The sequence below is a fragment of the Nonomuraea fuscirosea genome, from assembly GCF_035917475.1.
Taxonomy (GTDB): Bacteria; Actinomycetota; Actinomycetes; order Streptosporangiales; family Streptosporangiaceae; genus Nonomuraea; species Nonomuraea fuscirosea.
Genome location: NZ_CP109074.1, coordinates 4,654,958 through 4,678,643, shown reverse-complemented (window position 1 = coordinate 4,678,643; position 23,686 = coordinate 4,654,958). Strand labels below are relative to the sequence as shown.

Here is a 23,686-nt window from a genome sequence, read left to right as displayed (position 1 = left end):
CAGCGGTCCTGGAAGCTTTTCGGAGCAGGCCGGGAAGCTTTCAGAGCAGGCCGGGAAGGACGAAGGCCATGGTCAGGACCGGCGCGGTCACCACCATGAGGGCGCCCCATGACAGGAAGCCGCGGTAGGTGTAGTCGCGGTCCTCGGCGTCGGCGTTGGACAGCACGACCGCGCCGATCGTCGAGAACGGGGTGGAGTCGACGACCGTGGCGCTGATCGCCACCGCGATCGCCATCCCGGTCACCGAGATCTGGCCGCTGAGCAGGAACGGCATCGCGAGCGGGATGAGGACGGCGATGATGCCGGCGCTGGAGGCGAAGGCCGAGACGACCGCGCCGATCAGGCAGATGAGGAACGCGGTGGCGAGCGGTGAGCCGAGGCTGTTGGCGGCGTCGCCGACGAACTTGATGGTGCCGATCTCGTTCAGCAGCCCGACGTAGGTGACGACGCCGCAGATGAGCAGGACGACGTCCCAGGCGATGCGCTTGGCGGCGCCGGCCGAGCTCTTCGGCGCGACCACCATGAGGATCACCGCCGCGGACAGGGCCAGGATGCCGAGGTCGACCTTGCCGACCATGGCGATCACGCCGACGACCACGATGACGGCGAGGGTCAGGCCCTTGATCCGGTCGAAACCCAGAGGTTGCGGGCTGGGCGGGCCGGCCGCCGCCTCGGATCCCGCCGCGGACGTCCGCGCCGCCCCGCCCGAAGTCCCGCCCGAGGTCCCGGCCGAAGTCCCGGCCGAAGTCCCGGCCGAAGTCTCGCCCGGCTCGGTCGCGATCGTGGCCGCGCCGACGGTGGCGACGGCCGGCTGCCCGACGGCCGGGAAGGCGAGGGCGGGGGTGCCGCGTTCGGCGCGCCACAGCTGCAGGCCGCCGAACAAGCAGTAGATGACGACGCCGAGCAGCACGTTGTAGCCGATGTTGGCCAGGAACAGCGCGATGGGGGACGGGTCGAGCCCGCCCCGTTCGAGAGTGGAGTTGACGGTGGCGCCGAGCAGGTTGACGGGTGAGAAGTTGCCGCAGCAGGCGCCGTGCAGGATCATCAGGCCCGCCAGCCTGGGGCTGATCCCGTGTTTCTTGGCCAGCCGCATCCCGATCGGGGCGACCAGCCCGACGACGACGGGGGCGAGCGCGCCCAGGCTGGTGACGACTCCGGCGATGAGGAACAGCAGCCACGGCATCACCGACGCACGGCCGCGTACGGAGCGGCTGAGGACGTCGACGACCCATTCGATGGTGCCGTTGACGGCCGCGATGCCGAACAGGAACGTGACCCCGATCAGCAGCACGAACAGGTCGGCGGGGAACGCGGCGTACAGCTCGTCGACGCCTTTTCCGGTGACGAGCAGGACCATGGCGCCGCCGCCGACGAGGGCGACGGCGCCGAGGTTGATGCCGCGCAGTGCGCCGAGGAGGAACGCGAGTGCGAGCACCGCGATGGCGAGCAGATGGACTTGCATGACGTGAATCCGTTCATCACGGCTGGTTGAGGATTCCAGCCTTCGGGACTTCGCCCCCCGACGGCCGGGCCGCTCCCGCGGCGTGAGCTCGGCGGATGTCTCGCGTCCAGCGGTCGTCCGGCCCGGTCACTGGACTGTAGGCGCCGGTGCAGTCTGCTGTCGATACTGTCTGTTCTGCACAGCAGAAAGTTTCCGCGGTATTTCGGGCGCGGCACCGTGATGAGGAGATGGCGGGGCGGCGAACCGGCGAGGATGACCGCGCTGACATCCGCAAGGTCACCGGGTTCCGCGCGTGCGGGGTGGACGATGCCGAGAAGGCGGCCGAGTGGCTGGCCGGAAACGTCTGTAAGGCCGAACGGCGCCATGATCGGGTGCGGATGGCGCTCTTGAACCATGTGGGGGTTCCAGTAGCAATCGCGGAAAATCCAACGGACATGGATCTGACCTGCATGGATGGGCTTTGGGTCCGCCGTCCCATGATCGTCTCTCAAGGAGTTCCCGCAGGTCGGCAGCAACACCGTCGGATTCTGCTCCGTTGCTACCGGGACCCCGTCCTGCACGGCGAGGACGACCAGGTCATCAGGCTCAAGGCCGGACGGGCCACCGCGGCAGCCATCACCGGCGCACGCCTGGTCACCTATCCCGGCATGGGCCATGACCTGCTCAGGCAACTCTGGCCATCCATGCTCGAGCAGATCCGGGCCCTTGCCTTCACACATTGATAGATCATCTTGCGTCCCAAGCAAGAAGATCATCAGGAGTCCCGTTACAGGGTTGACGAGTGGGCGCTTGCCCACTCAAAATGGGCGCGCGGTCACTCTATCGCCGCGACGAAGGGAGAGCGTCTCCATGGAGACTTCACACATGACGGATGTCGTCATCGTCGGCGCAGGGCCAGTGGGGCTCACGTTGGCGTGCGACCTCGCCCGCCGCGACGTCCGCGTGCGGATCATCGATCGTGCCCCCGCGTATCCAGTCGGAACGCGGGCCCGCGGCATCCGGGCCCGCACGCAAGAGGTGTTCGACGACCTCGGCGTGCGTGGCCGCCTGGCTGAACACGCCGAACCACCTCTTCCCACGCGCTTCTACGATGCGCAGGGGAACGTGGTGCGCGAGGCGGTGATGTACGACGCTCCCCCCGTGCCGGGCGCGCCCTATCCGGGCAGCCTCATGGTGGGGCAGCAGTTCACCGAAGCGGCCCTGCGCGAGAAGCTGGCATCGCTCGGCACCCGGGTGGAACTCGGCGGCGAACTGGTAGAACTCGCACAGGACCGCGACCAGGTCACGGCATCCGTCCGATTCGACGGGCAACACCAGAATATCCGGGCGCGCTACCTCATCGGATGCGACGGCGGCGGCAGCACCGTGCGTAAGCAGGTCGGGATCGACTTCCTCGGGGAGACGTGGGAGCAGCAGCGGATGCTGTTCGGCAATCTCTGCGTCGACGGACTGGACGCCTCGGTCGCGCACATGTGGGCAACCGGCCCCGGCGGCGGCATGCTGACTCTGGCCCCCATGCCGAGAAGCGGAACCTGGTTCTTCACCGCGCCGCTGCCGCCGGACGACGGCCAGGGGACCTCCCCGGTCTCGGTGGAGACCTTCGCCGACATCTTCTCGCAGCGAGTCGGGATGTCCGGGGTGCGCTTCCACGATGCGGTCTACCTTTCGGTGTACCAAGTCAACATCCGTATGGTGGACCGCTATCGGGACGGCCGCGTCTTCCTGGCGGGAGACGCCGCCCACGTGCACACGCCTGCCGGCGGCCAGGGCATGAACACGGGCGTACAAGACGCCTACAACCTCGGTTGGAAGCTCGCGCACGTCCTGCGCGGAGCGCCCGAACCGCTGCTGGACACCTATGAGGAGGAGCGTCTGCCGATCGCCGAGCACGTGCTGGCCTCGACCACCGCTCGGGGCAGGTTCTGGAGCAGCGACGACTCCGCACGCGTGTCAGAGCGCATCGTCGGCGCGTTCCAAGGCCGGGACCCGTTCAGCGACGTCAGCCAGCTGAGCATCACCTACCGAGGCAGCAGCCTGGCCCGCGACTTGGATGAAGCGATCGGCATCCGTGCCGGCGATCGCGCCCCGGACGCCCACTGCATCGAGCCAGCGAGCGACGAGCAGGTGAGGCTGTTCGATCTGTTCCACGGCACGCACTTCACGCTGCTCGTCTTCGGTCTCAAGCCCGCACCCCAGGTGAGCGAGGGCCGACGCGGCGAGGTGCACACGCATCGCATTCTTCCCCCAGGACTCCCCGACAGCGACAGCGAAAGCGCACTCATCGACTCAGCCGGAGAGGCGCACGATCTCTATGGGGTCGACGGCGACGGTCTCGTGCTGATCCGTCCTGACGGCTACGTCGCGCTCACGGGAGGCAGCTGGGATGACCAATCCGTGGCCGACTACCTCGAACGAGTGACCGGCGATCGAGCGCACCGCTTCGAACGTGTGGCCGCGGCCGCGAGGTCTGCGTCGACCACGTCGCGGACGGATCGGTGCCGTGACCAATCGACTCCGGCACTTCGTGCGTCTTCAGGAATGCATCCGGCAGACTGAGACCAAGATCGCCATGAGTCCTACGGCGGTTCCTGCGGCAGACGTGATGAATGGGCGGCAGCGGCAGTAAAGTGACCATGCGCCCACGCCGAATAGGCACACGCCCATTCGTCAATTGCTCGCAGGAGGACTCATGCCGACGGGTGTAGCCCTACGCGATGCACGGGCGCGGCTGTTCGCCGCCGCCGAGCGGGTTTTGACGGACACGGATGCCCGCACGCTTGCCATGACCCTGATCGGCACCGGTCACATGCTGTTCGCCGGAGAACTCGGCGCGCGGGCTCCCATCCTCTCCAGTCTGTTGGGTTGTGCCAGACGGTGGAGTTGTATATGGAGTTCTCCAGCGAAAGTAGCTCTGACGTAGGTGAGCTCGCATCGAGTGTTTTGTGCAGCTTTTCGGCTCGAACTGATACTTTTCGGATGAACTCTTCAACCTTTTCTGGTTCAACCAGATCGAGTAGGGCGGTAAGCCCGCCAAGAAACTGTAGACACTTCCCGAGGCGGCCCCACCAGAAGAGCGTTAGCGGCCCCCATGGCGTGTTCGATCCCAGTGGGCCGGACGTCCACTTTGATACCAATTCTCCTAGGTCGGCCCAGGCGGCCAAGGCGAACAGGACCACTAGTGCAAGGATCGCTAACAGCTACCTCATGTGGACATTATGAAATGTCGAGGCGGACTTGGTGCGCCTTCTGGGGGCGGGCGGTAATGGGGGTCCCAGTAGCAACGGAGCAGAATCCAACGGTGTTGCTGCTGACCTGCGGGAACTCCTTGAGAGACACGATCATGGGACGGCGGACCCAAAGACCATCCATGCAGGTCAGATCCATGTCCGTTGGATTTTCCGCGATTGCTACTGGGACCCCATGTGAAGGAGGGGCTGATCGAGCCGCCGTTCCTTGCGACCTCAAGCGATGAAGCGGTGCTGTCACCGCGCTCTTGGCTCAGGAAGTCGCGAGCAACAAGGCCATGGTCGTTCCGGTGACCACGGCCAGCGCCACGGGTGCCACGGCGTGGGAGCGGTGGCGCCGGTGCGTGAAGTCGCGGGCGCGGAGGTGGAATCCCACTGCGCCGATCAGGAGCAGCGTGAGGCCCGCCGCGGCCGTGATGGCGAGCGGCCTGAGCCAGAGGCCGGCCGCGAGTCCGAGGGCGCCGGCGACCTCCAGGGTGCCGATCGATCGGGTCATCGTCGAGCCGACGCCGAGTCTGAGCAGGTTGGCCGTCACGGGATCCCGTAACAGGACCTTCTGGGCGCCGGCGAGCAGGAAGACGAGAGCGACCAGAGTGCTCAGCGTGTTGGCGGCGAACGACATGGTGTGACCTTTCGCGGAAGGAGAACGAACATTCGTTTTGTATGAGACAGGCAGTGAAGTTGTCAAGTACGAATGTTCGTTCTACGTTGTGATGCCATGGCACGCATGCCCAAGGAGCATCTCGAAGCCCGCCGCCGCCAGATCCTGGACGCCGCGCGGCGCTGCTTCCTTCGCAATGGTTTCCACGCCACGTCCATGCAGGACGTGCTGGCCGAGGCCGAGTTGTCGGCCGGGGCCGTCTATCGCTACTTCAAGAGCAAGGACGACATCATCGCGGCGACCGCCGCCGAGGCTCTGGCCGAGGTCGCGTCGGCGTTCGAGGCGGACGACGGCACGCGGCCGCCAGATCTGGACAACATCGTCGATCTCGTCCTGGGGGTTGAGCGCCCACCGCTGTCCGGCTCGCAGGAGTCGGCTCAGTTGCTGGTCCAGGTCTGGTCGGAGGCGTTGCGATCGCCGTCGTTGTGCACGGCGCTGAAAGAGGTCATGGCAGAGGCACGCGGCGTGGTCGGCGGGCTCGTGGCGCGGCATCAGCGGCGCGGGCTGCTACCTGCAGACATCCCCGCCGAGCATGTGGCCGATGTCCTGATGGCCCTGGTCGACGGGTTCCTGGTGCGCCGCGCCGTATACGGTCACGCGGATTCGGCGGCCTTCAGGAACGGCATGCGCGCCCTGATGTCGGCACCCGCGCAAGCCGCCCGGTAGAGATCATGCGCTCTTGACGGAGCTCGGCGGTTCATGCTCTCCTAAAAAGAACGATCATTCGTTCTAAGAAGGTGCATTCATGACGACGAAAGCGGACGTTCTCATCGTCGGCGCGGGCCCGACCGGCCTCGTCCTGGCCATCGACCTGGCCCGGCGGGGGGTGATCCCGCGCGTCATCGACGCCGGGCGTGCGGACCACCGGGAGAGTCGAGCGGTGTCGATCGTGGCGAGATCGCTGGAAATGCTGGACGATCTCGGATTGGCCCAAGCCGCCATCGAACGAGGCGTCCCGCTGCACACGCTGAACTTCTACCAGGGCACGACGGTCCTGGCCGAGATGGACGTGACGGCCGTGGACTCCCCGTTTCCGCTGGACCTGTGCATCCCGCAATGGCAGACGGTCGCGCTGCTGCGCGAGCGCGCCGAGGAACTCGGAGTCACCATCGAATGGGGCACCCGCCTGGTCGGGCAGCAGGCCGGCGAGCACAGCGTCAGCGTGGAGCTCGGCCACGAGGACGGCCGCGGCGAACGGTGCGAGACCGGGTGGCTGATCGGCGCTGACGGCGCCCACAGCGCCGTGCGTGAGACGGCGGGCATCACCCGGGACAGAGCCGACCTGAAGCGGGGATTCATCCTGGGCGACGTCGCCGTGGACTGGCCGCTCACGCGCGACCGCTTCCACGTCTACTTCGGCAAGTCCGGCCTCGTGGCGGTCTTCCCCATGGTCGGGGGCTACTGGCGCATCCTGGCCAGCACGCCGGACGACCGGCCGCCGCAGATGCCAGGGCTGGACGACTTCGCCGCCTACGTCGCCGAACGCACGCCCCTGGACTCCGGCGTACGCGATCTGCAGTGGAGTTCGTCGTTCGTGGCCCGCGAGAGCCTGGCCGACCGGCTTCGCCAGGGCCGGATCCTCCTGGCCGGTGACGCCGCGCACAGCCACAGCCCGGTGGGCGGCCAGGGCATGAACACGGGCATGCAGGACGCCTACAACCTGGGCTGGAAACTCGCGCTCGTCGTCACCGGCCGCGCCGAGGAGTCCCTCCTGGACAGCTACCAGGCCGAACGCCTGCCCATCGTCAAGGCCGTGGTCGACGCGACTTCGACCACCACGAAGGTCGCCACCGGCAGCACACTGGTCGCCCGCAGGGCCAGGCGGCACGCTCTCCACCTGTTCGGCCGGCTCAATCCGGTGCAGCAGCGGCTGTCGAACGCCTTCGGCGAGCACCTCGTCCACTATCGCGACAGTGACCTCGTCTTCGAACGCTGGCACGGGTCGCCGGCCAGGGCATGGAGCGACGTCGCCCGTACCGGACCGGAAGCCGGCGAGCTGGTCCGAGACGTCTACGTGGAAACCCGTGAAGGGCCGGTGGCGCTCCGGCACATCCTCCGGACGCCGGGTCACCACCTCGTCCTGTTCGCGGCGGACACGACGGACTCCGCCACCCTGGCCGCCTGGCAGTCCTCCGCACACAAGGCGATGGCCGGGCACGGCGAGGTCCATGTCATCACCCGCGGCCACCTGCCGCACGACCCCATGGACGGAGTCTTCGCCGACCTGCACGGAGTCTTCGCCGACCTGCGCAGCGAGGCGCACAACCGCTACGGCGTGCGCCGCCCCAGCCTGTACCTGATCCGCCCGGACAAGTACGTGGGCTTCCGCGGCGACAGCGTCGACTTCGCACCCGTGAGCGACTACTTCCGCGCCCTGGGCGCCCGCCCGTGACACCGCCCGTCAAGAAGAGGAGCTGGACAACCCCGTGACGCAAGAACCGACCGTCCCCACAAGCCTGGCCGGAATCGGCGCGACCGCCTTGGGCGTGGCTCTCCTGCGCGCCCAGGAGAGCAGCCGGCCGGACCGGCTGTTCGACGACCCCTACGCACGGCACTTCCTGCAGGCCGTCGATCCGGCGTTCAGCCCTTGGGCGGCCGTGGCCTCTCCGGCGACCGCACGTTTCCTGCAGCTCATGGCCGAGCAGGTCGCCGTCCGCACCCAGTTCCTCGATCGCGCGCTCCTGGATGCCGCCGAAGGAGGATGCGAGCAGGTGGTCCTGCTGGCGTGCGGCATGGATGCCCGCGCGTTCAGACTCGCCTGGCCGCCCGGCACCAAGGTCTTCGAGCTGGACTTCGCCGACGTGCTCGCATTCAAGGCGGCCGTGCTCGACCGCCACGGCGCGAGCGCCACGTGCCACCGCGTCGAGGTCGCCACCGACCTGCGCCACGACTGGCCGCGCGCGCTGACGGAGGCCGGCTTCAACCCGGAACGACCGGCCGCCTGGCTGGCCGAGGGCATCCTGTACGCGCTTCCGCCCGAAGCCGCCGACCTGCTCCTCGACCGGATCACCACCCTCTCCGCCCCGGCAAGCATGCTCGCCCTGGATCACATGAAGGACTCCGAGCTGCTCCGTAGTGCCCGCGCGGGCATCTCCGCCGAGCTCGTCGGCCTGTGGCGCGGCGGCCCCACCGAGCACCTCGATGCCTGGCTTACCCGCCGCGGCTGGCAGCCCGCCGTGACGGACATCGCCGAGGCCGCGGCCGCCTGCGAACGCCCGATTCCACCCGCCTTCGATCCCGCCCACGCCGCCGCCGGCCGCGGCTGGCTGGCCACGGCACACTTCCCGAAACCTCGCTGACAGGCCCTCGACGTGCCGACCATCGAGACCGAGCTCGCCGCCTGCGTCGACACCGCTCGTCACCCGGGACGCCGGCCGGATGCGCCGGGCCCGCGTCCGGCCAGGCGGGCGGCGGCGGCGTGCAGGAGCTGGACGTGGGCCTTCTCCAGGGCCGGGCTCCACCGGGAGTCCGGCGCGGCGATGCTCAGCCCGCCGAGCAGATCGCCGACGGGATCGACGACGGCGACGCCGACCGAGCAGACGCCCAGCTCCACCTCGCCCCGGTTGCGGGCGTAGCCGCGGCTGCGCGTCCTGGCCAGCTCGCGCAGGAGGGTGTCGTGGCCGGCGGCGTCCTGGTCGCCGGGCTGGGCGGGCGCGCCGTAGCGGGCGCTCACCCACGCGTCGCCTTCGGCGGCGAGCATGGCGCGGCCGATGCTGGTGTCGCGGGCGGGCATGGTCCGGCCCCGCCGGCCGCTGACCCTGAGCGCGCGGGTGCTCTCCACGACGTCGATGTAGCGCACGTCGGTGCCGTCGAGGACGGCGAAGTGCGCCGTCTCGCCGCTCTCCCCGGCCAGGCGGGCGAGGGTCGGGCGGATCTCCCGGGCGACGTCGAAGCGGACGCCGGTGTCGCGGCGCAGGTCGAGCAGGTACGGGCCGGCCCGGTAGCTGCGGGTGCGCGGATCCTGCACCGCGAACCCGCGGTAGACGAACATGGCGAGCAGGCGGTGGGCGGTGGACTGACCGACGTCGAGCCGCGCCCTGACCTCCGAGAGCTTCACCTCCGGGCTCTCGGCGAGCATCTGGATCAGGCTGAGCGTCCGGTCCACCGATGCGATGGGATACGGCGGCGCGGGCCGTTCCCTGTCCGCTCCCGTCATGGGCACGAACGCTACCGGCCCGGCGAACAGGGGCGCAAACGTGCCTCAGCGCCGGGCGGGTGTCACGGACGACAGCCGGATCACCGGGTACATCGGCGGTTCCTCCCCGGGGACGAGCGCGGTCGGCCCGTAGATCCAGTCGGTGAAGGTGTAGTCGCGCGGGTCGCGGGCGCGCAGGATCGTGTTGCGCCGCAGCCGCCGTTCGCCGTCGAGGTGCCACAGGTCGCCCCACGCGCGCGCGGTGAGCACCACGCGGCGGCAGTGCTCCGGCCGTACGGCCTCGTACGCGGCCAGCGCGGCGGCCCAGCCGACCCCGCCCCGGCCGTCCCGCTGCCGGGCGACGTGCTCGGCGAGCACCCAGCCGTCCTCGATCGCCATGATCGCGCCCTGCGCCATGTACTGCAGCGGCGGGTGCGCCGCGTCGCCCAGCAGCACGATGCGGCCGTGCACCCAGGTCATGATCGGGTCGCGGTCGTACATGCGCCACCAGCGGTCCCGCCACATCAGCGGGATGCCGGAACGCACGATGGGGGAGGTGGCGGCGAACGCCGCGTCCAGTTCGTCGGGTGTGCCCCAGTCCTCCTCTCCGGCCAGCGCCTTCCGGGAGCGGAAGACGGCGACCTGGTTGAGCATGTCGCCGCCGCGCAGCCCGTAACGCACGAAGTGGCAGCCGGGCCCGACGTACACCACGACCTCGGACAGGTCGACGTCCTGGCCCCGTGTCTCGCTCATCGGCACGGTGGCGCGGTAGGCGACGTAGGCGGAGCTGACCGGCTCGTCGTCCACGAGCAGTTTGCGCGCCACCGAGTGCAGGCCGTCGGCGGCGATCACGACCGGCGCCCGCATGACGCGGCCGTCGGCCAGCTCCACCTGCGCGGCCTGCGCCTCGCCGGGTGCGGCGGTGTTGGCGTAGCCGGCGACCCGGTGGTCGGTCAGCAGCTCCACGCCTGCCCGCCGGCAGGCGCGCAGGAACAGCCCGTGCAGGTCGCTGCGGTGGATCACCATGTACGGGGAGCCGTAGGCGCGTTCGAGGTCGGTCAGGTCGAGCCGGGTGAGCTCGCTGCCGTCCAGGGCGTCGCGCATGACCATGCCTGTCGGCAGCAGGCCGAGGGACTTGGCCTCGTCGAGCAGGCCGTACTCGGCCAGGATCCGGGTGCAGTTGGGCGCGATCTGGATGCCCGCGCCGACCTCGCCGAACTCCTTGGCCTGCTCCAGCACGCGGACCTTGAGCCCCTTGCGGGTCAGGGCGTAGGCCGTGGACAGGCCGCCGATGCCGCCGCCGACGATCAGGACGTCCACTCCCGCACCGGCCTCGCCGCCGGTCCCGCCGCGGGCTCCGCTGCCGGTCACGCCGGCGCTCACAGCCACGCCCCCAGGTCGGGCGCGCCGGCCAGCCGGTGCGGGCGTCCGGTCAGCCAGGCGGCGCGTTCGGCCAGGGGGCCCTCGACGGCCGGGACGCCGCCGCGCTTGGCGGCGGCGTCGGCGCACAGCGCTTCGAGGAAGGCGGGCGGCAGGTCGGCGAAGGTGACGCCGAGGCCGAGATCGACGGTGTGCACGTAGACCTCGCGGGCACGCAGCCACGGCACCTCGGTGGCCGGCACGGTGCGGCCCTGCGCGGTGACGACCTCGGCCGCCCACTGCCGCCCGGTCAGCGCCGCCGACGCCTCGGCCAGGGCGGCGGCGGAGCGGCGCAGCCAGGTTTCGAGATCGGCGGCCGGCATCCGCAGCCCGCGCTCGATCCCGGCGGCACGCTCCTCGGGGCTCGCGTACATCGGGGTGCGCTCGCCGGTGGCCGCCCAGTGCACGAGGTTGCCGAGCGCGCCGGCGTTGGCGGCGACGTGGGCGAGCACGTGCCCACGAGTCCAGCCCGGCAGCAGGCTGGGCCGCCCGTACTGCGCGTGCTCCAGCCCGGCCACGGCGTCGAGCAGCAGTTTCGTGCCGTCGTCGGCCCAGCGCCGGGCGTCGGCGAAACTCCGGCTCACGGCCGCACCACCCGGTTGACGCAGGCGCCGACGCCCTCGACCTCCGTCACGACGCTCTCCCCTCCGGTGAGGTACACCTTCGGGTCGCGGGCGTGGCCGACGCCGGCGGGGGTGCCGGTGGCGATCAGGTCGCCGGGGTTGAGCCGCACGACGGTGGAGACGTAGCGCACGAGGTGCACGGGGTCGAAGAGCAGCGTGGCGGTGTCGTCCTGCTGCATGACGCGGCCGTCGACGGTGGTGCGCACGGTCAGCGCCGGGCGGACGCCGCCGGGCAGCTCGTCGGGGGTCACCAGGTACGGGCCCACCGGGGTGCAGGAGTCCCAGATCTTGCCCTGGGTCCACTCGACGGTGCGGAACTGCCAGTCGCGTACCGACACGTCGTTCATGACGGTGAATCCGGCGATGGCCGCGGCGGCCTCCTGCTCGCCGGCGCGCCGCACCGGCCGGCCGATCACCACGGCCAGCTCGACCTCCCAGTCGAGCGCGTCGGTCTCGGGCGGCTTGACGATGTCGTCGCGCGCGCCGATCAGGCTGTCGGCGAACTTGGGGAACAGCGTCGGGTACGCCGGCAGCTCGCGGCCCATCTCCTTGATGTGGCCGGTGTAGTTGTGGCCGACGCAGATCACCTTCGACGGGCGCGGTACCACGGGCGCGAAGTCCGCGCGCTCGGCGTCGTACGCCGGGCCGCTCGCGGTGGCGGCGGCCCGCTCCCAGTCCGCGTGGTCCAGGAAGGCGCCGAGATCCTCCGCGCCGAGGTCGACCAGCGTGCCGTCCTCCAGCTTCACGGCGCGGGTGCCGCCGGGCGTGCGGATGGTGGCCAGCCTCATCAGGCGTTCCCCCTCTGGGTCCGGTCGAGCCGCAGCGCCTCGAAGACGGGCGCGTCGCAGAAGCGGAACAGGTCCAGCCCGCCGGAGTCCGAGTCGGTGGCACCGGCCTCCGACCTGGCGGAGAACGACTCCCATGACGGCACCACGAACAGGTCGCCGCGGGTGACCGACCAGGTCGTGTCGCCGACGGTGACCGTACCGGAGCCGTTGAACACCTGGTAGACGCTGGAGCCGGTCTCCCGGACCGGGGCGGTCTCGGCGCCGCGCGTGATGCGGTGCATCTCGGCGCGGATGGTGGACAGCACGTCGCCGCCCGTCGCCGGGTTGGTGAAGCGGACCGCGGCGTGGCCCGGCTCGACCGTCCCGCCGTGCCCCTCGGCCTCGAGGGCGAGCTGGTCGGCGAGCGCGGCGTCGGTGAACTCCCACTTGTAGGCCAGCAGCGGCGAGTCCCCATTGGGGGCCGAGGTCGCCGTGAGCGGCCGCAGGCCGGGGTGGCCCCACAGGCGTTCGGAACGGCTGCGCCGCGGCGTGGTGCGTTCGGCGGGGGACAGCTCGTCGCGGCCGTACTCGAAGAACTGCGCCTCGGTGACGTACTGGAAGGGGATGTCCAGGCCGTCGAGCCAGGCCATGGGCTCGGTGGTGGCGTTGTGGTGGGCGTGCCAGTTCCAGCCCGCCTGCGGCAGGAAGTCGCCCCGGTTCATCGGCACGGGGTCGCCGTCGACCACGGTCCACACGCCCGAGCCCTCGACCACGAACCGGAAGGCGTGCTGGGTGTGGCGGTGCTCGGGGGCGTCCTCGCCGGGCATCAGGTACTGGATCGCGGCCCACAACGTCGGCGTGGCGAACGGGCGGCCGCCCAGCGACGGGTTGGCCAGCGCGATCGCGCGGCGCTCACCGCCGCGGCCGACCGGCACGAGCTCGCCGGCGCGGGCCGCGAGCTTGAGGAGGCTGTCCCAGTGCCACAGGTGCGGCACCGCGCGCGAGCGCGGATGGGCCGGCATCAGGTCGCCGATCTCCGTCCACAACGGGACCAGCAGTTCCTGCTCGAATCCGCGGTAGAGCTCGTGCAGGGCGGGCGTGACGTCGGGCTGGTCGGGGGCCGGGACGGCCTGGAGCCGGACCGGGGTTCGTGTCGTGCTCATGTGTGAGAGAGTGCTGGACATACCGCCACAAAGAACAACACATTCTTCTGTGCAGAACGGGAGGTGCGGTGGACAAGCCGCTGAAGACTCCGCCGGCGTACGCGGTCGCCAGCGTCGACCACGCGCTGCGGATCGCGACGATGCTGCAGCTCGAAGGGGCGCTGACGGTCTCGGAGGCGGCCGGCCGCCTGGGCGTGGCCCGCTCGACGGCGCACCGGCTGCTGCAGATGCTCGTCTACCGCGACTTCGCCCTGCAGGACGAACGGCACCGCTATCACGCCGGCCCCGTGCTCCAGCTGGCCGAGCACTCGCGCTCGCGCACCTCGCAGCTGCGCGCGACCGCCCTGCCGCACCTGCGCCGCCTGGTCGACGCCGTCAAGGAGTCGGCCAACCTCACCATCCGCACCGGCGACACGGCCCGGTTCATCGCCAGCGTCGAGTGCGACCAGGCGCTGCGCGTCGGCAACCGCGAGGGCATGGTCTTCCCCGCCCACCAGACCACGGCCGGCCTGCTGCTGCTCGCCGAGCTCGCCGCCGACGAGGTCGAAGCCGTCTACGCTCCGGACCGGTACGCCGAGCAGCCGTCCGCCCGCCCCGACCTGACGCGGCTCAAGGGCGAGCTGACCCGGATCAGGCGGGCCGGGTTCGTGGTCAACCAGGGCCGTTCCGAGCACGGGGTCGTCGCCGTCGGCGTACCCGTGCGCGACGACCAGGGGGTCGCGGTGGCGGGCCTGTCCGTCTCGATGCCGAGCGTCCGCTACCAGCACACCGAGCTGCCCGCCCTCGTGGCGACGCTCCAGGCCGCCGCCCGCCGGCTGGAGGCGGACCTGGCGATGGCCACGGCCAGCTGACGGTTGATCAGGTGGATGGGCTGACCGGTTTTCCTTCCGCGTGACAATGACAGCGAGCGTCTGCCCGGGGTGATGCACCGCGCAGCAGGAGCAGACGGACATGACAAGGTCGTCTTCGGCGAGAGCCGGAGCGGCCGCGCGGAAGGCGTCGGCGTCGACCTCGTGGTACGGCTCCACGGTGAAGGCGATGAGCTTCTTGCCGCGATAGCAGCCGCGTAGGTGATCCACCATGCCCCGCCCCGGTGCGGCCCTTCGAGGGAGCAGAGTCCCGGCTCCTCCTCACGATGGCGGCGGCGGTGCAGGGCGCCGCGGGGATGACGTAGGCGAGTTGCCCAGGGCCAGCGGGGTGACATCGTCGCCCCGCGTGGGGGCAAACTCCCATCGATGGCAGAGTCGGTGGCGTGGTAGACGGTGTGCCGGCCTTCGGTGGCCACGCGAGCGGCGGCGTGGATGCGGATGAGCTTGCGCTGGTCGTCTCGCACGCCGCCGCCTTCACCAACGTGTCGGCCGGCCTGCGGCCGATCCACAGCCGGCCCTGGCGCCCGGAGATTCGCGTGTTGCGGTACCACCGTTCGAGTCGATCACGACCACGCCACCCGGCCGATTGCCAGATGGTCCAGAAACTTCGCCTTCGATCACGGCTGCCGCCGGTCGTACAGCACCGCGCATCCGGCCGCGGCGGACGGCGACGCCGGCCGACGCGCCCATACCTGCAGTTCGAAGCCCCGCTCACCTATCGCCTCGGCCATGGGCCCGCCCTGGTCACCGAGCCGATGAAAGCGACTTTCCTGAAGCTCCTCATGTGCCTGCCTCCTTCGTGATCGCCGTCGCGTCTCATGGCTGCGCGCAGCGCAGGATGTTGGTGCCGAGGCCCCACAAGCGCTCGGCGTTCGCGGTGTTGAGTGCATAGACCGCCACCCCGGGCACGCCCAGTTCCGTGGGCCGTGAGGTGACCTGCGGGGCTTCGTTGACGTCTTCGAAGTAGCGGCCGCCGACGCCTTCGACCAGGGGGGAGGCGGCGAGGAAGACGGAGGTGGCCGCGCCCTGTTCGATGGTCTTGCGGTAGGGCTCGGGGGTCTTCAGCCCGCCGGTGTGCCGTTGGAGGTTGGTGGCGATCGCCCCGGGGTGCAGCGCGTTCGCCCTGATACCCTCGCCTGACCAGCGCCGGTCCGCCTCGACGGCCAGGAGAACTTCGGCGGTCTTGGACTGGCCGTAGGCGCCCAGCGCGTCGTAGGGGCGGAAGCGGTAGTCGAGGTCGTCGAAGACGACCGGGGAGAACAGGTGGCCGCTGGAGGACACGGTCACCATGCGCGCACCGCCGGCGACGGCGAGTGCGCTGCGCAGGCCCAGGGCCAGGGCGAAGTGTCCCAGGTAGTTGGTGGCGAACTGCTCTTCGTGGCCACCGGTGCCCCGCTCCAGTTCGGGGAGCATCATGATCCCGGCATTGTTGATCAGGATGTGCAGGGGGCCGGCCCAGTCAGCGGTGAACGCGTTCACCGAGTCCAGGTCCGCCACGTCCACCCGCGCGACGTGGATCGCGTCGTTGCCGGTCTTGGTACGCAGGTCGGCTGCGACCTGTTCTCCGGCGTCGGGACGCCGGACCGCGAGGGTGACGTCGGCGCCGGCGGACGCCAGCGCACGGGCGGTCTCCACGCCGATGCCGGACGTGGCGCCAGTGATCACGGCGCGCTTGCCGGAGAGGTCGACACCGTCGATCACCTCCGAAGCGGTCGAGCGGCGGTCGAAGGGACTACGGAAGAGCTCAGACATGGGCGTTCCTCGGTCGGGATGCAAGTACGGAAGCACGGCTGAACCGGCAAGTGATCAGTACGGACGAGCGCGCCAAAGTCACCACGTCCGCCGGCCCGGCCACCGCGTTCAGCCGTTGGACGTGTCGTGGCATAGCGCCGGACGCGCTGTGGTTCCGCTCAGGACAGGGTCTGGGTGGATCCGGTCCGGGAGGCCCGTTCGATCACGTCGACGAGCCGGTGCCGTGCGAGTGCGTGGTCGAAGCCGGGGACTGTGTGGGTGCCTTCGCGCAGGTCCTTGGCGAGGAACGCGTAGATCTGGGCGATGTTCTGCGGTGGCCCGGTCAGGGTCCTGGGGGCGGGATCGAAGTGTCGGTCCGGCACGGTGATCTCGGTGACGGTGGTGTCGCCGCCCCGGCCGCCTTTCAGCGTGAGGTCGGCCACCTGCAGGTTGCCGTTGAGCCCCGGCGCGGTCAGGACGAGGTCGCCTTCGGTGCCGTTGATCTCCCAGCGCAGGTTGTCGCCGCGTGAGAAGCCGCCCCGGTAGAAGACGGAGACAGCGGCGCCGCCGCTCAGCGTGCCGATGATGGACACCTGGTCGGCCACGGTCATCGGAATCGTGATCCCTTCGTCGGCAAGCCGTACTTCCTTGCGGCCTCTGACCAGCTTGGCCGAGACGTCGGCGAAGTCGCCGAGCGCGAAGTTCATCGCCTCCAGGGCGTGCATGGCCGAAGCGGTCAATGGTGTGGCACCGGTGGCGGCGTCGAAGAAGTAGGCGTGGGCACGGTCGGTTTCGGGTCCCCAGGCGATGCCCGAGCCGACCAGCGTCGTGCCGAGCACCTCACCGACGTAGCCGTCGGCGATCAGGTCGTGTGCGTGCCGTACGACCGGTGAGAAGCGGCTCTGCAGTCCGATCACCGTACGCACGCCCGCGGCCTTGGCACGGGCACTCAGGTCGGCCGCCTGGTCGGAGCCGGTGCCCAGTGGCCATTCGCTGTAGACCATCTTCCCCGCCTCCAGAGCCGCGGAGACAAGTGCGTGATGGTGGGCCACTTTCACCGCGACCACCACCAGGTCGACACCTGGGTCGGCGATCAGGTCCGCGTGGTTGTCGAATGCCGCCGGGACGTCGAATTCCTTCGCGGCGATCTTGGCGGACTCCTGGCGCGACGTGCTGATCGCGCGCAGCTCGTAGTCCGGCAGGGTCTTCAGGGCCGGAACATGACTGATGGATGCCCATCCTCCGATGCTTGCCCCGATGATGCCGACGCCGATCTTCTTCATGTGCTGCTCCAAAGGGATGAGGTGGGCCGCCGCTGGCGGTCCGGTCTGGTGAAAGGAACACCGACGTACGGTCGGCAGCGGTGACTCAGAACTCGAGGCCCAGCCGTCCTCGGATGCCGCCGCCGTGGCGGACTGCCGCCGTCCCGGGGCCCCGTTGAGTGTGCCGTCGGCCGGCCCGTCCACACCCTCGGGCACGACCTCACGCGCACGCGCGGCGACGGTGTCGCCCCTGGGCACCACGATGTCCGCGCCCAAGGCCCGGACGAGTTCCTCATCGGCCGGTGAGGCGTCGGCCACGACCCGCAACCCGTCGGCCTTCGCCAACTGGACCATGTAGCCTCCGAACGCTCCGGCCGCACCGGTGACCGCGATGGTCTGGCCGGGTGACAGGTCCAGCAGGTCGAGGGTCAGGCGGGCGGTGAGACCGTTCAGCGGCAGTGTCGCGGCCTCGGCGTGACTCGTGTCGGCCGGCGCCCTGGTCACCGATGAGGCGGGAAGAACCACCTGCCCGGCGTAGGATCCGCCGCTGGGGCGGTTCGGCAGGCCATGGCGATCACCCGGTCGCCGATCCGGTGCACACATCGGGAAGGCCGCCTTCGAACAGATCGATCCGCAGGCGGGTCAGGGTCATGGTCTGGATGCGCCAGCGGCCGTCGACCCGCCGGTACCGCTCGTGGTAATGCCCGTAACCGCGCATTCCCTGAGGTGCTTCACCGTTCGCCGGGAAAGCGATGGAGTCCTGCATGGCCCAGACCCCCGGTGGCGGTGTCAGAGCTGGTGATCTCGATCTCGGGCATGTGCCCGGCGTGCACGGTCACAGCGTCGCCGAGCCATCCGCGGGTGACGGAGACGAACGCGTCAGGCGTTCTGGTGACACCTCCGACTTCCAGTCGCGCGTCGGATGTGAACACCTCACGCCAGGCGTCCCAGTCCTTGGTATCGACGTGCCGGAGGTAGCGCGCCTTGAGTTGCTTGATCTCTTCGACGTCCGACAGGCGTCGGAGCGTGTCGTTGTCCACGCTGTCTCCTGAGCAGGTCATCGCCCGCAGGCGGCCGACGTCACCGTCCGGGCTTACTCTAAAATCTTGATTGATCATTACAGAATTAGGGCATGAAACTTCAGTCAAGGCAGCCCAGAGCCACCTCCGCAACGGCCATCAGGGACCGGCGGTCGGGATTGATGGCACCCGTGACGCGCAGACCGTGAATGGTCATCATGAGGAACCGTGCCAGGTCTCTCGCGTCGCGCGTGCCGGCCAATTGGCCGTCCATCTGGGCCTCGCCGATCATCTCGGCCAGTGCGTCCTCCAGCGAAGAGGTCGTCGAGCGCACGCGTACGGCCACCTCGGGATCGTGGGGCAGTCGCTCTATCGCGGCGCTGACGATCAAACACGCCTGGCGGCTGCCATCGCGCACGATCTCGTCCACCAAGCTGACCAGGATCTCGCGAATCAACTCCCGTGCCGGGGTTCCGCTACGCGTGATCTCGATCAGCGGGAGCGCGTACTGCTCCCGGTAGCGGTCCATCGCCGCCAGGTACAAGCCTTCCTTGCTTTCGAACGCCGCATACAGCGACCCCCGCCCAACCCCCGTGGCATCGACCAGGTCCTGCACCGAGGTTCCCTCGTACCCCGTGCGACGGAAGGCGGACATCGCCGCTTCCACCGCAGCCTCGGTGTCGAACTCCCTGACTCGCGCCATGTGGGCACCGTACTTTATCTGGAACGTCCGGTCAAGTTTGGATTCGGTTGCACCCGACGACACCGGTCGCCCACTTGCCGCGCGTCTTCAGGTCGGAGCCACGTGAGGAGGATGGGCCACCGGGTGCCTGGAGGCGGGTCAGGTCTGCGAATCGCGTGGCCGGATGCCGTCGCGTCGAGAAACCAAGATGTGTTTCATGCTCCACTCTAGACACAATCATGGCCAGCGACTGACTCATCGCCGGATAGCATGCATTGAAGATCAATATGTGACTCAACCCACTAGGTGACACCATGTCTACTTCCTGGGACCTCAAACACCGACTGACCGATGCGGTCAACGCTCACGACCTCGAGAGACTGCTCGACTGCCACAGCGCGGACGCCGTCTACGTCACACCATCGGACACAGGGGAAGGGCATGAGCAGATCGCCTGGCTCTAGGAACAAGACTTCAAGACATTCCCAGACTTTCGTTTGACGCCATGGTTTGAGCTCGCTGACTGCGATAACCCGGCCGTCACGGAATGGACATATACCGGCACCCATACGGGACCTTTGCTTCTGCCAGATGGGCGGCGGATGGAAGGAACGGGCCGCCGCATCACTCTGCGCGCAATATGCGCTGCCCATGTCGAGAACGGAAAAATCATCACGCACCGCGAATACTACGATCAGCCAGAGCTGTACAGCCAGCTCGGCTTCTGTCCGGTGGAGCTCCATGCGGCACGTACGCAGCGCGTTGAAGCGGAAGATCAAGGCGCCAGAGGTTGTCGCATCTCGATTCCAGAAGCGCGCTTGCCGGGAGTACGGCGTGACCGGCGCGTAAAGGCTCGACGTAGCGGCGGATGGCGCGATATCCCAAGGCGCGGAGTTCGGCATAGGGCTGGCCGGCTCGGCGGCAGATGCGTCCTCGGGCATCGCGACGAGACCCGAGGCGCGCGGTGACGTACCCGGCGTAGCCACCGAGCCCAGACACGTCCCCCTGACCATAGGTGCGGGCCGGTGCGAGGTCGCCGCTCACACCTGGCTCGGCTCGGCCGCAGGGCTCAAAGGAGGAGTACGTCATGACAGCGACCATGCGGGCGATCGTCCAGCGCGCCTACGGTGGGCCGGAGGTGCTGCAGCTCGCTGAGGTTTCCCGGCCCGAGCCGATTGTCACCGAGGTGCTGGTACGGGTACATGCCGCCGGGGTCAACCCGATCGACGCCAAGACCCGCGCCGGCGGCGGCTTCGCCCCCCAAGTGGGTGAGCCGCCGTTCATCCCCGGCTGGGATCTGTCGGGTGTGGTGGAGGAGATCGGCTACGGCGTGACCCGCTTCCAGCCGGGCGAGGAGGTGTACGGCATGCCGAACTTCCCGCGCCGGGCCGGCACGTACGCCGAGTTCGTCGCGGTGCGCTCGCGCCAGGTCGCCCGCAAACCCGCGAGCCTGTCGCACGTGGAGGCGGCGGCGCTGCCGCTGGCGGGGCTGACCGCCTGGCAGTCCCTGGTCGACACCGCCCAGGTGGGGCCCGGTACGCGCGTGCTGATCCACGCGGCGGCGGGCGGCGTTGGCCATCTGGCGGTGCAGATCGCCAAGGCGCGGGGCGCGTACGTGATCGGCACCGCCGGCTCCGCCAAGCACGACTTCCTGCGCTCACTGGGAGCCGATGAGGTGATCGACTACACGGCTGTCGCGTTCGAGGATGTTGTCGAGCCCGTGGACGTGGTGCTCGACCTGGTCGGTGGCGAGACCCGCCGCCGTTCGCTGGAGGTGCTGGCTGAAGGGGGACTGCTCATCCCGCTGCCGCGCGGGCTGGACGTCTCGCAGGAGGCGGCGGAGCGCGGCCTGCGGGTGGCGCCCGTCATCGTCGAGCCCGACTACCGCGGCTTGGAGCACCTGGCCGAGCTGGCCGGCTCCGGAAGGCTGAAGGTCTGCGTGTCCCGGGAACTGCCACTGGCACAGGCCGCCGAGGCGCACCGGTACATCGACGGCGGGGGCGCCACCGGCAAGAACGTCCTCACGGTGATCGCCCTGAGCTGATCGCGGGGACGGCACCATTGCGCGTGCCGAAATCTCATTTTTTTCTCAGCCTCCGGTTCCCGCCACGTTCCTTCAGGACCAGGCGGAGGATCCAGAACCCGGCGGCGATCACCAGCATGCCGGACACGACCAGCGTCAGCTGCACCGCGCCGGTGGCGAACATCAGCAGCGCCGCCGAGAGGCTGGCCCCGCTGAAGTCGCGGTTGCCGAACATCGCCAAGGGCAGCATCGGTGCCGGGAACGCGACTCCCACACCGCGAACGCGACCAGCGCGAGCACCGCGACAGCGAGCGCCGCGGCCACCGACGCCGACCATCCGGCGTGCGGCAGCGAGATGGTCGCCCAGACCAGCGTGGCCATCGCGGTGATGGACAATGCCACACCTAGCGGGTCGGAAGGCCGCGCGGGCCCCCGTGACTCCGACACGATCGCGTAGGCCGCCAAGATCCCGATCACCGCGAGCGGCACGTTGATGAGGAACACCGCCGACCAGCGAAAGTGCTGCAGCAGCAGCCCGCCCAGGACGGGGCCCGCCACGAGGCCGACCATGCCGACCACCGACCAGGCGGCCATCGCCCTGCGCCGCTCGCTCTCGTCGAAGACGGCGATGAGGATCGACTTGGTGCTGGGCATCGCGAACGCGGCTCCCAAGCCCATGAGCGCGCGGCAGGCGACCAGGTGCCAGGGTTGTTCGGCGAGTGCCGCCAAGACCGACGCCGTGCCCAGGATGGTCAGGCCCATGATGAGGAAGCGGCGGCGGCCGGAACGGTCCGACAGGCTGCCCGCGGTGATCAGGAACCCGGCGAAGACGAGGATGTAGGCGTCGAGGATCCACTGGACATCGGCCGGGGTGGATCCCAGATCCCGCATCAGGGAGGGGACGGCAAGGTTGCGGATCATGTTGTCGACACTGATCACGAGCAGGACCGCGCACAGGACACCGAGGATCCACCAGCGGCGCGGGTGCGGCATGAGGAGCTCCGTTCAAGGAGTTTCGGGGCGACCCGAGCAGCACGCCCCGGCAACCGGTGCCCGCAGCACCCCGGCTCTCCGATGTGAGCGGACTGGAAGGAGCCGGGGCGATGCTGGGGCGGTCGAGGTCAGGCGGTCTTGGGCGTGCAGCGCATGCTGACGTACACGCAGGGAGTGCCGTTGGTCAGAGTGGAGAACACCACGGGGATGTAGTCGTCGCCGAAAGGCCCGCCGGAGGCGGCGAACACCGTCTGCGACACCGGCGTCAGGTCCGCCTCCAGCGGTGGGGAGAAGTCCTTCATGCCGTCCACGAACTCATACCGGATGCGTGCGGCTCCGTCGTCCTGTTGGGTGATGGTGGTGAGGACGCCCTCGCGCTTGTAGGCGCCCACCAGCTTCGTCATGTCCACCGGGGGCGGGGTCGCCGCCGGGGCGAAGGGGGGCGGCATGCGCACCCCGGCCAGCTCGGCCATTAGTTCGGCGAGCAGGTCGGCGTACAGTCGGCTGAAGTCGCCGCCGTTGGCCAGCAAGACGACGGCCACGCCCGCGTGCGGGATGACGCGCAGGTAGGAGTGCTGGGTGACGGCGCTGCCGTCGTGGCCGTAGCCGGGAATGCCATTCCAGTCGTGCAGGGTCCACCCCAGGCCCCAGCCGTCGGCCGACATCGACCACCTGTCCGGGCTGTCGACCTCGCGGCGCTGCATCGCGGCGACGGCGTCGGCGGACAGGACGCGGGTGCCGTCGGCGGCGAGGCCGCCGTCCAGGTGCATCTTGGCGAACCGGGCGACATCGCCGGCCGAGACGATGACCCTGCCGTACGGGCCGGCCGAGCGCGGCATCAGGTCCCAGACCGGCGCCGGATCGGGGTCCTGGCCGGGTTCGCCCAGATGGCCCATCGCCACCCGGAAGCGCAGCGCCTCCTCCGGCAGCGTCACCGAGTGCTCCAGCCCGAGCGGGGTGAAGAGCAGGTCTTTGAGCGCCTGATCCCAGGTCCTGCCGGTCAGCACCTCGATGACGCGGCCCAGCACGACGTAGCCGAGGCTGCCGTAGGAGATCGCCGTTCCGGGCGGGCAGTCCAGCGCCACCTCCCTGGCCGCCTGGACGTACTTGGCCAGGCAGTCGTCACCACGCCCACCGTCGAAGTTGAAGTCGTTGGTCACCCCGCCGGTGTGCGACAGCAGCTGCCGGATCGTGATCGTCTCGGTGGCCTGCGGGTCGGGAGTGGCGAACTCCGGCAGCACGCTGACCACCGGCGCGTCCAGGTCCAGGGCACCGGAGTCGACCAGCCGCATCACCAGCGTGGCGGTGTAGGCCTTGGCCAGCGAGCCGGCCAGGAACACCGAGTCGGTCGTCACCTCCACCCCTGTGCCCCGGTGGAGCACGCCGCTGGCCAGTTCGTGAATGTTTCCACCGCTCAGCACGGCCAGGGAAGCTCCCGGCACGTGATGGGCGGCGCGCAGCTCATCGAGCCTGGCCTGCCAGCGGTCCACATCGAATCGTGGTGAAGACATGAAGAGATTCCCTCCGAATCCTCGCGCCGTACAGTGTTCGGCGCGCCGCACACTGTACGGTCACCGTACGCTATTTGCAAAGCCGTACATCGTGCGGAGAGGCGGCCGTGAGACACGAGGA

General features: G+C 69.5%; 23 protein-coding genes and 1 pseudogene. 9 read left to right on the top strand and 15 right to left on the bottom strand.

Annotation, left to right across the window (positions count from 1 at the left end):
• Positions 1 to 40 precede the first annotated feature (40 nt).
• Entirely contained in the window at positions 41 to 1,462 is a 1,422-nt protein-coding gene (locus OIE67_RS21570) for an SLC13 family permease (RefSeq protein ID WP_326643062.1), read from the bottom strand.
• A 146-nt stretch (positions 1,463 to 1,608) separates the two neighbouring features.
• Between OIE67_RS21570 and OIE67_RS21565 the strand changes: the two genes are divergently transcribed.
• Together OIE67_RS21565 and OIE67_RS21560 are read left to right on the top strand one after the other, a co-directional pair.
• Entirely contained in the window at positions 1,609 to 2,184 is a 576-nt protein-coding gene (locus tag OIE67_RS21565; RefSeq protein ID WP_326643060.1) for an alpha/beta fold hydrolase, read from the top strand.
• A complete protein-coding gene (locus tag OIE67_RS21560; RefSeq protein ID WP_326643058.1) occupies positions 2,117 to 4,018 on the top strand; it encodes an FAD-dependent monooxygenase in 1,902 nt (633 codons plus the stop codon). The genes OIE67_RS21565 and OIE67_RS21560 overlap by 68 nt, the downstream gene beginning before the upstream one ends.
• Positions 4,019 to 4,960: 942 nt before the next feature.
• On the opposite strand, the gene OIE67_RS21555 is transcribed toward OIE67_RS21560, so the two are convergent.
• A complete protein-coding gene (locus OIE67_RS21555) occupies positions 4,961 to 5,329 on the bottom strand; it encodes a DoxX family protein (protein ID WP_326643056.1) in 369 nt (122 codons plus the stop codon).
• A 96-nt stretch (positions 5,330 to 5,425) separates the two neighbouring features.
• Here OIE67_RS21555 and OIE67_RS21550 point away from each other — a divergent pair, with 96 nt between their 5' ends.
• The 3 genes from OIE67_RS21550 to OIE67_RS21540 all read left to right on the top strand — a co-directional run bounded on the left by OIE67_RS21550 (position 5,426) and on the right by OIE67_RS21540 (position 8,667).
• On the top strand, positions 5,426 to 6,034 hold the full coding sequence (locus tag OIE67_RS21550; RefSeq protein WP_326643054.1) for a TetR/AcrR family transcriptional regulator: 609 nt from the start codon (positions 5,426 to 5,428) through the stop codon (positions 6,032 to 6,034).
• A gap of 79 nt (positions 6,035 to 6,113) precedes the next feature.
• Entirely contained in the window at positions 6,114 to 7,760 is a 1,647-nt protein-coding gene (locus tag OIE67_RS21545; RefSeq protein WP_326643052.1) for an FAD-dependent monooxygenase, read from the top strand.
• Between the two features lie 34 nt (positions 7,761 to 7,794).
• On the top strand, positions 7,795 to 8,667 hold the full coding sequence (locus tag OIE67_RS21540) for an SAM-dependent methyltransferase (protein WP_326643050.1): 873 nt from the start codon (positions 7,795 to 7,797) through the stop codon (positions 8,665 to 8,667).
• 59 nt (positions 8,668 to 8,726) lie between these two features.
• Here the strand turns inward: OIE67_RS21540 and OIE67_RS21535 are convergent, their stop codons facing one another.
• The 5 genes from OIE67_RS21535 to OIE67_RS21515 are packed head-to-tail and all read right to left on the bottom strand — an operon-like array spanning position 8,727 to position 13,475.
• Entirely contained in the window at positions 8,727 to 9,524 is a 798-nt protein-coding gene (locus tag OIE67_RS21535) for an IclR family transcriptional regulator (protein ID WP_326643048.1), read from the bottom strand.
• A gap of 45 nt (positions 9,525 to 9,569) precedes the next feature.
• Entirely contained in the window at positions 9,570 to 10,892 is a 1,323-nt protein-coding gene (locus OIE67_RS21530) for an FAD-dependent oxidoreductase (RefSeq protein WP_326643046.1), read from the bottom strand.
• On the bottom strand, positions 10,883 to 11,506 hold the full coding sequence (locus tag OIE67_RS21525; protein ID WP_326643044.1) for a maleylpyruvate isomerase family mycothiol-dependent enzyme: 624 nt from the start codon (positions 11,504 to 11,506) through the stop codon (positions 10,883 to 10,885). The genes OIE67_RS21530 and OIE67_RS21525 overlap by 10 nt, the downstream gene beginning before the upstream one ends.
• A complete protein-coding gene (locus tag OIE67_RS21520) occupies positions 11,503 to 12,333 on the bottom strand; it encodes a fumarylacetoacetate hydrolase family protein (protein ID WP_326643042.1) in 831 nt (276 codons plus the stop codon). Before OIE67_RS21520 ends, OIE67_RS21525 begins: the two co-directional genes overlap by 4 nt.
• On the bottom strand, positions 12,333 to 13,475 hold the full coding sequence (locus OIE67_RS21515; protein WP_326643040.1) for a cupin domain-containing protein: 1,143 nt from the start codon (positions 13,473 to 13,475) through the stop codon (positions 12,333 to 12,335). The genes OIE67_RS21520 and OIE67_RS21515 overlap by 1 nt, the downstream gene beginning before the upstream one ends.
• A gap of 68 nt (positions 13,476 to 13,543) precedes the next feature.
• On the opposite strand from OIE67_RS21515, the gene OIE67_RS21510 reads away from it, so the two are divergent.
• Together OIE67_RS21510 and OIE67_RS21505 are read left to right on the top strand one after the other, a co-directional pair.
• Positions 13,544 to 14,326, top strand: coding sequence for an IclR family transcriptional regulator (locus OIE67_RS21510; RefSeq protein WP_326643038.1), 783 nt, complete (start codon positions 13,544 to 13,546; stop codon positions 14,324 to 14,326).
• Between the two features lie 401 nt (positions 14,327 to 14,727).
• Positions 14,728 to 15,147 (top strand): hypothetical protein, encoded by a 420-nt coding sequence (locus OIE67_RS21505; RefSeq protein WP_326643035.1) that lies wholly within the window; start codon positions 14,728 to 14,730, stop codon positions 15,145 to 15,147.
• 13 nt (positions 15,148 to 15,160) lie between these two features.
• Here the strand turns inward: OIE67_RS21505 and OIE67_RS21500 are convergent, their stop codons facing one another.
• The 5 genes from OIE67_RS21500 to OIE67_RS21480 all read right to left on the bottom strand — a co-directional run bounded on the left by OIE67_RS21500 (position 15,161) and on the right by OIE67_RS21480 (position 19,059).
• Positions 15,161 to 16,096: an SDR family NAD(P)-dependent oxidoreductase gene (locus OIE67_RS21500; RefSeq protein ID WP_326643033.1), complete on the bottom strand. Its 936-nt coding sequence runs from the start codon at positions 16,094 to 16,096 to the stop codon at positions 15,161 to 15,163.
• 158 nt (positions 16,097 to 16,254) lie between these two features.
• Entirely contained in the window at positions 16,255 to 17,841 is a 1,587-nt protein-coding gene (locus tag OIE67_RS21495) for a Gfo/Idh/MocA family oxidoreductase (protein ID WP_326643031.1), read from the bottom strand.
• 70 nt (positions 17,842 to 17,911) lie between these two features.
• Positions 17,912 to 18,103: a nuclear transport factor 2 family protein gene (locus OIE67_RS21490; RefSeq protein WP_326643029.1), complete on the bottom strand. Its 192-nt coding sequence runs from the start codon at positions 18,101 to 18,103 to the stop codon at positions 17,912 to 17,914.
• Positions 18,069 to 18,377, bottom strand: coding sequence for a nuclear transport factor 2 family protein (locus OIE67_RS21485; RefSeq protein WP_326643027.1), 309 nt, complete (start codon positions 18,375 to 18,377; stop codon positions 18,069 to 18,071). The genes OIE67_RS21490 and OIE67_RS21485 overlap by 35 nt, the downstream gene beginning before the upstream one ends.
• Before the next feature lie 100 nt (positions 18,378 to 18,477).
• Positions 18,478 to 19,059, bottom strand: coding sequence for a TetR/AcrR family transcriptional regulator (locus tag OIE67_RS21480; protein ID WP_326643025.1), 582 nt, complete (start codon positions 19,057 to 19,059; stop codon positions 18,478 to 18,480).
• A gap of 455 nt (positions 19,060 to 19,514) precedes the next feature.
• Between OIE67_RS21480 and OIE67_RS21475 the strand changes: the two are divergent.
• Positions 19,515 to 20,006, top strand: a pseudogene (locus tag OIE67_RS21475) (ester cyclase); the annotation flags it as partial.
• A 119-nt stretch (positions 20,007 to 20,125) separates the two neighbouring features.
• Positions 20,126 to 21,082, top strand: a complete 957-nt coding sequence (locus OIE67_RS21470; protein ID WP_326643022.1) for an NADP-dependent oxidoreductase — start codon at positions 20,126 to 20,128, stop codon at positions 21,080 to 21,082.
• Positions 21,083 to 21,116: 34 nt separating this feature from the next.
• On the opposite strand, the gene OIE67_RS21465 is transcribed toward OIE67_RS21470, so the two are convergent.
• The 3 genes from OIE67_RS21465 to OIE67_RS21455 all read right to left on the bottom strand — a co-directional run bounded on the left by OIE67_RS21465 (position 21,117) and on the right by OIE67_RS21455 (position 23,565).
• Positions 21,117 to 21,296 (bottom strand): hypothetical protein, encoded by a 180-nt coding sequence (locus tag OIE67_RS21465; protein ID WP_326643020.1) that lies wholly within the window; start codon positions 21,294 to 21,296, stop codon positions 21,117 to 21,119.
• A complete protein-coding gene (locus tag OIE67_RS21460; protein WP_326643018.1) occupies positions 21,245 to 22,054 on the bottom strand; it encodes an MFS transporter in 810 nt (269 codons plus the stop codon). Before OIE67_RS21460 ends, OIE67_RS21465 begins: the two co-directional genes overlap by 52 nt.
• A gap of 128 nt (positions 22,055 to 22,182) precedes the next feature.
• Positions 22,183 to 23,565 (bottom strand): serine hydrolase domain-containing protein, encoded by a 1,383-nt coding sequence (locus OIE67_RS21455; RefSeq protein WP_326643016.1) that lies wholly within the window; start codon positions 23,563 to 23,565, stop codon positions 22,183 to 22,185.
• Between the last annotated feature and the right edge of the window lie 121 nt (positions 23,566 to 23,686).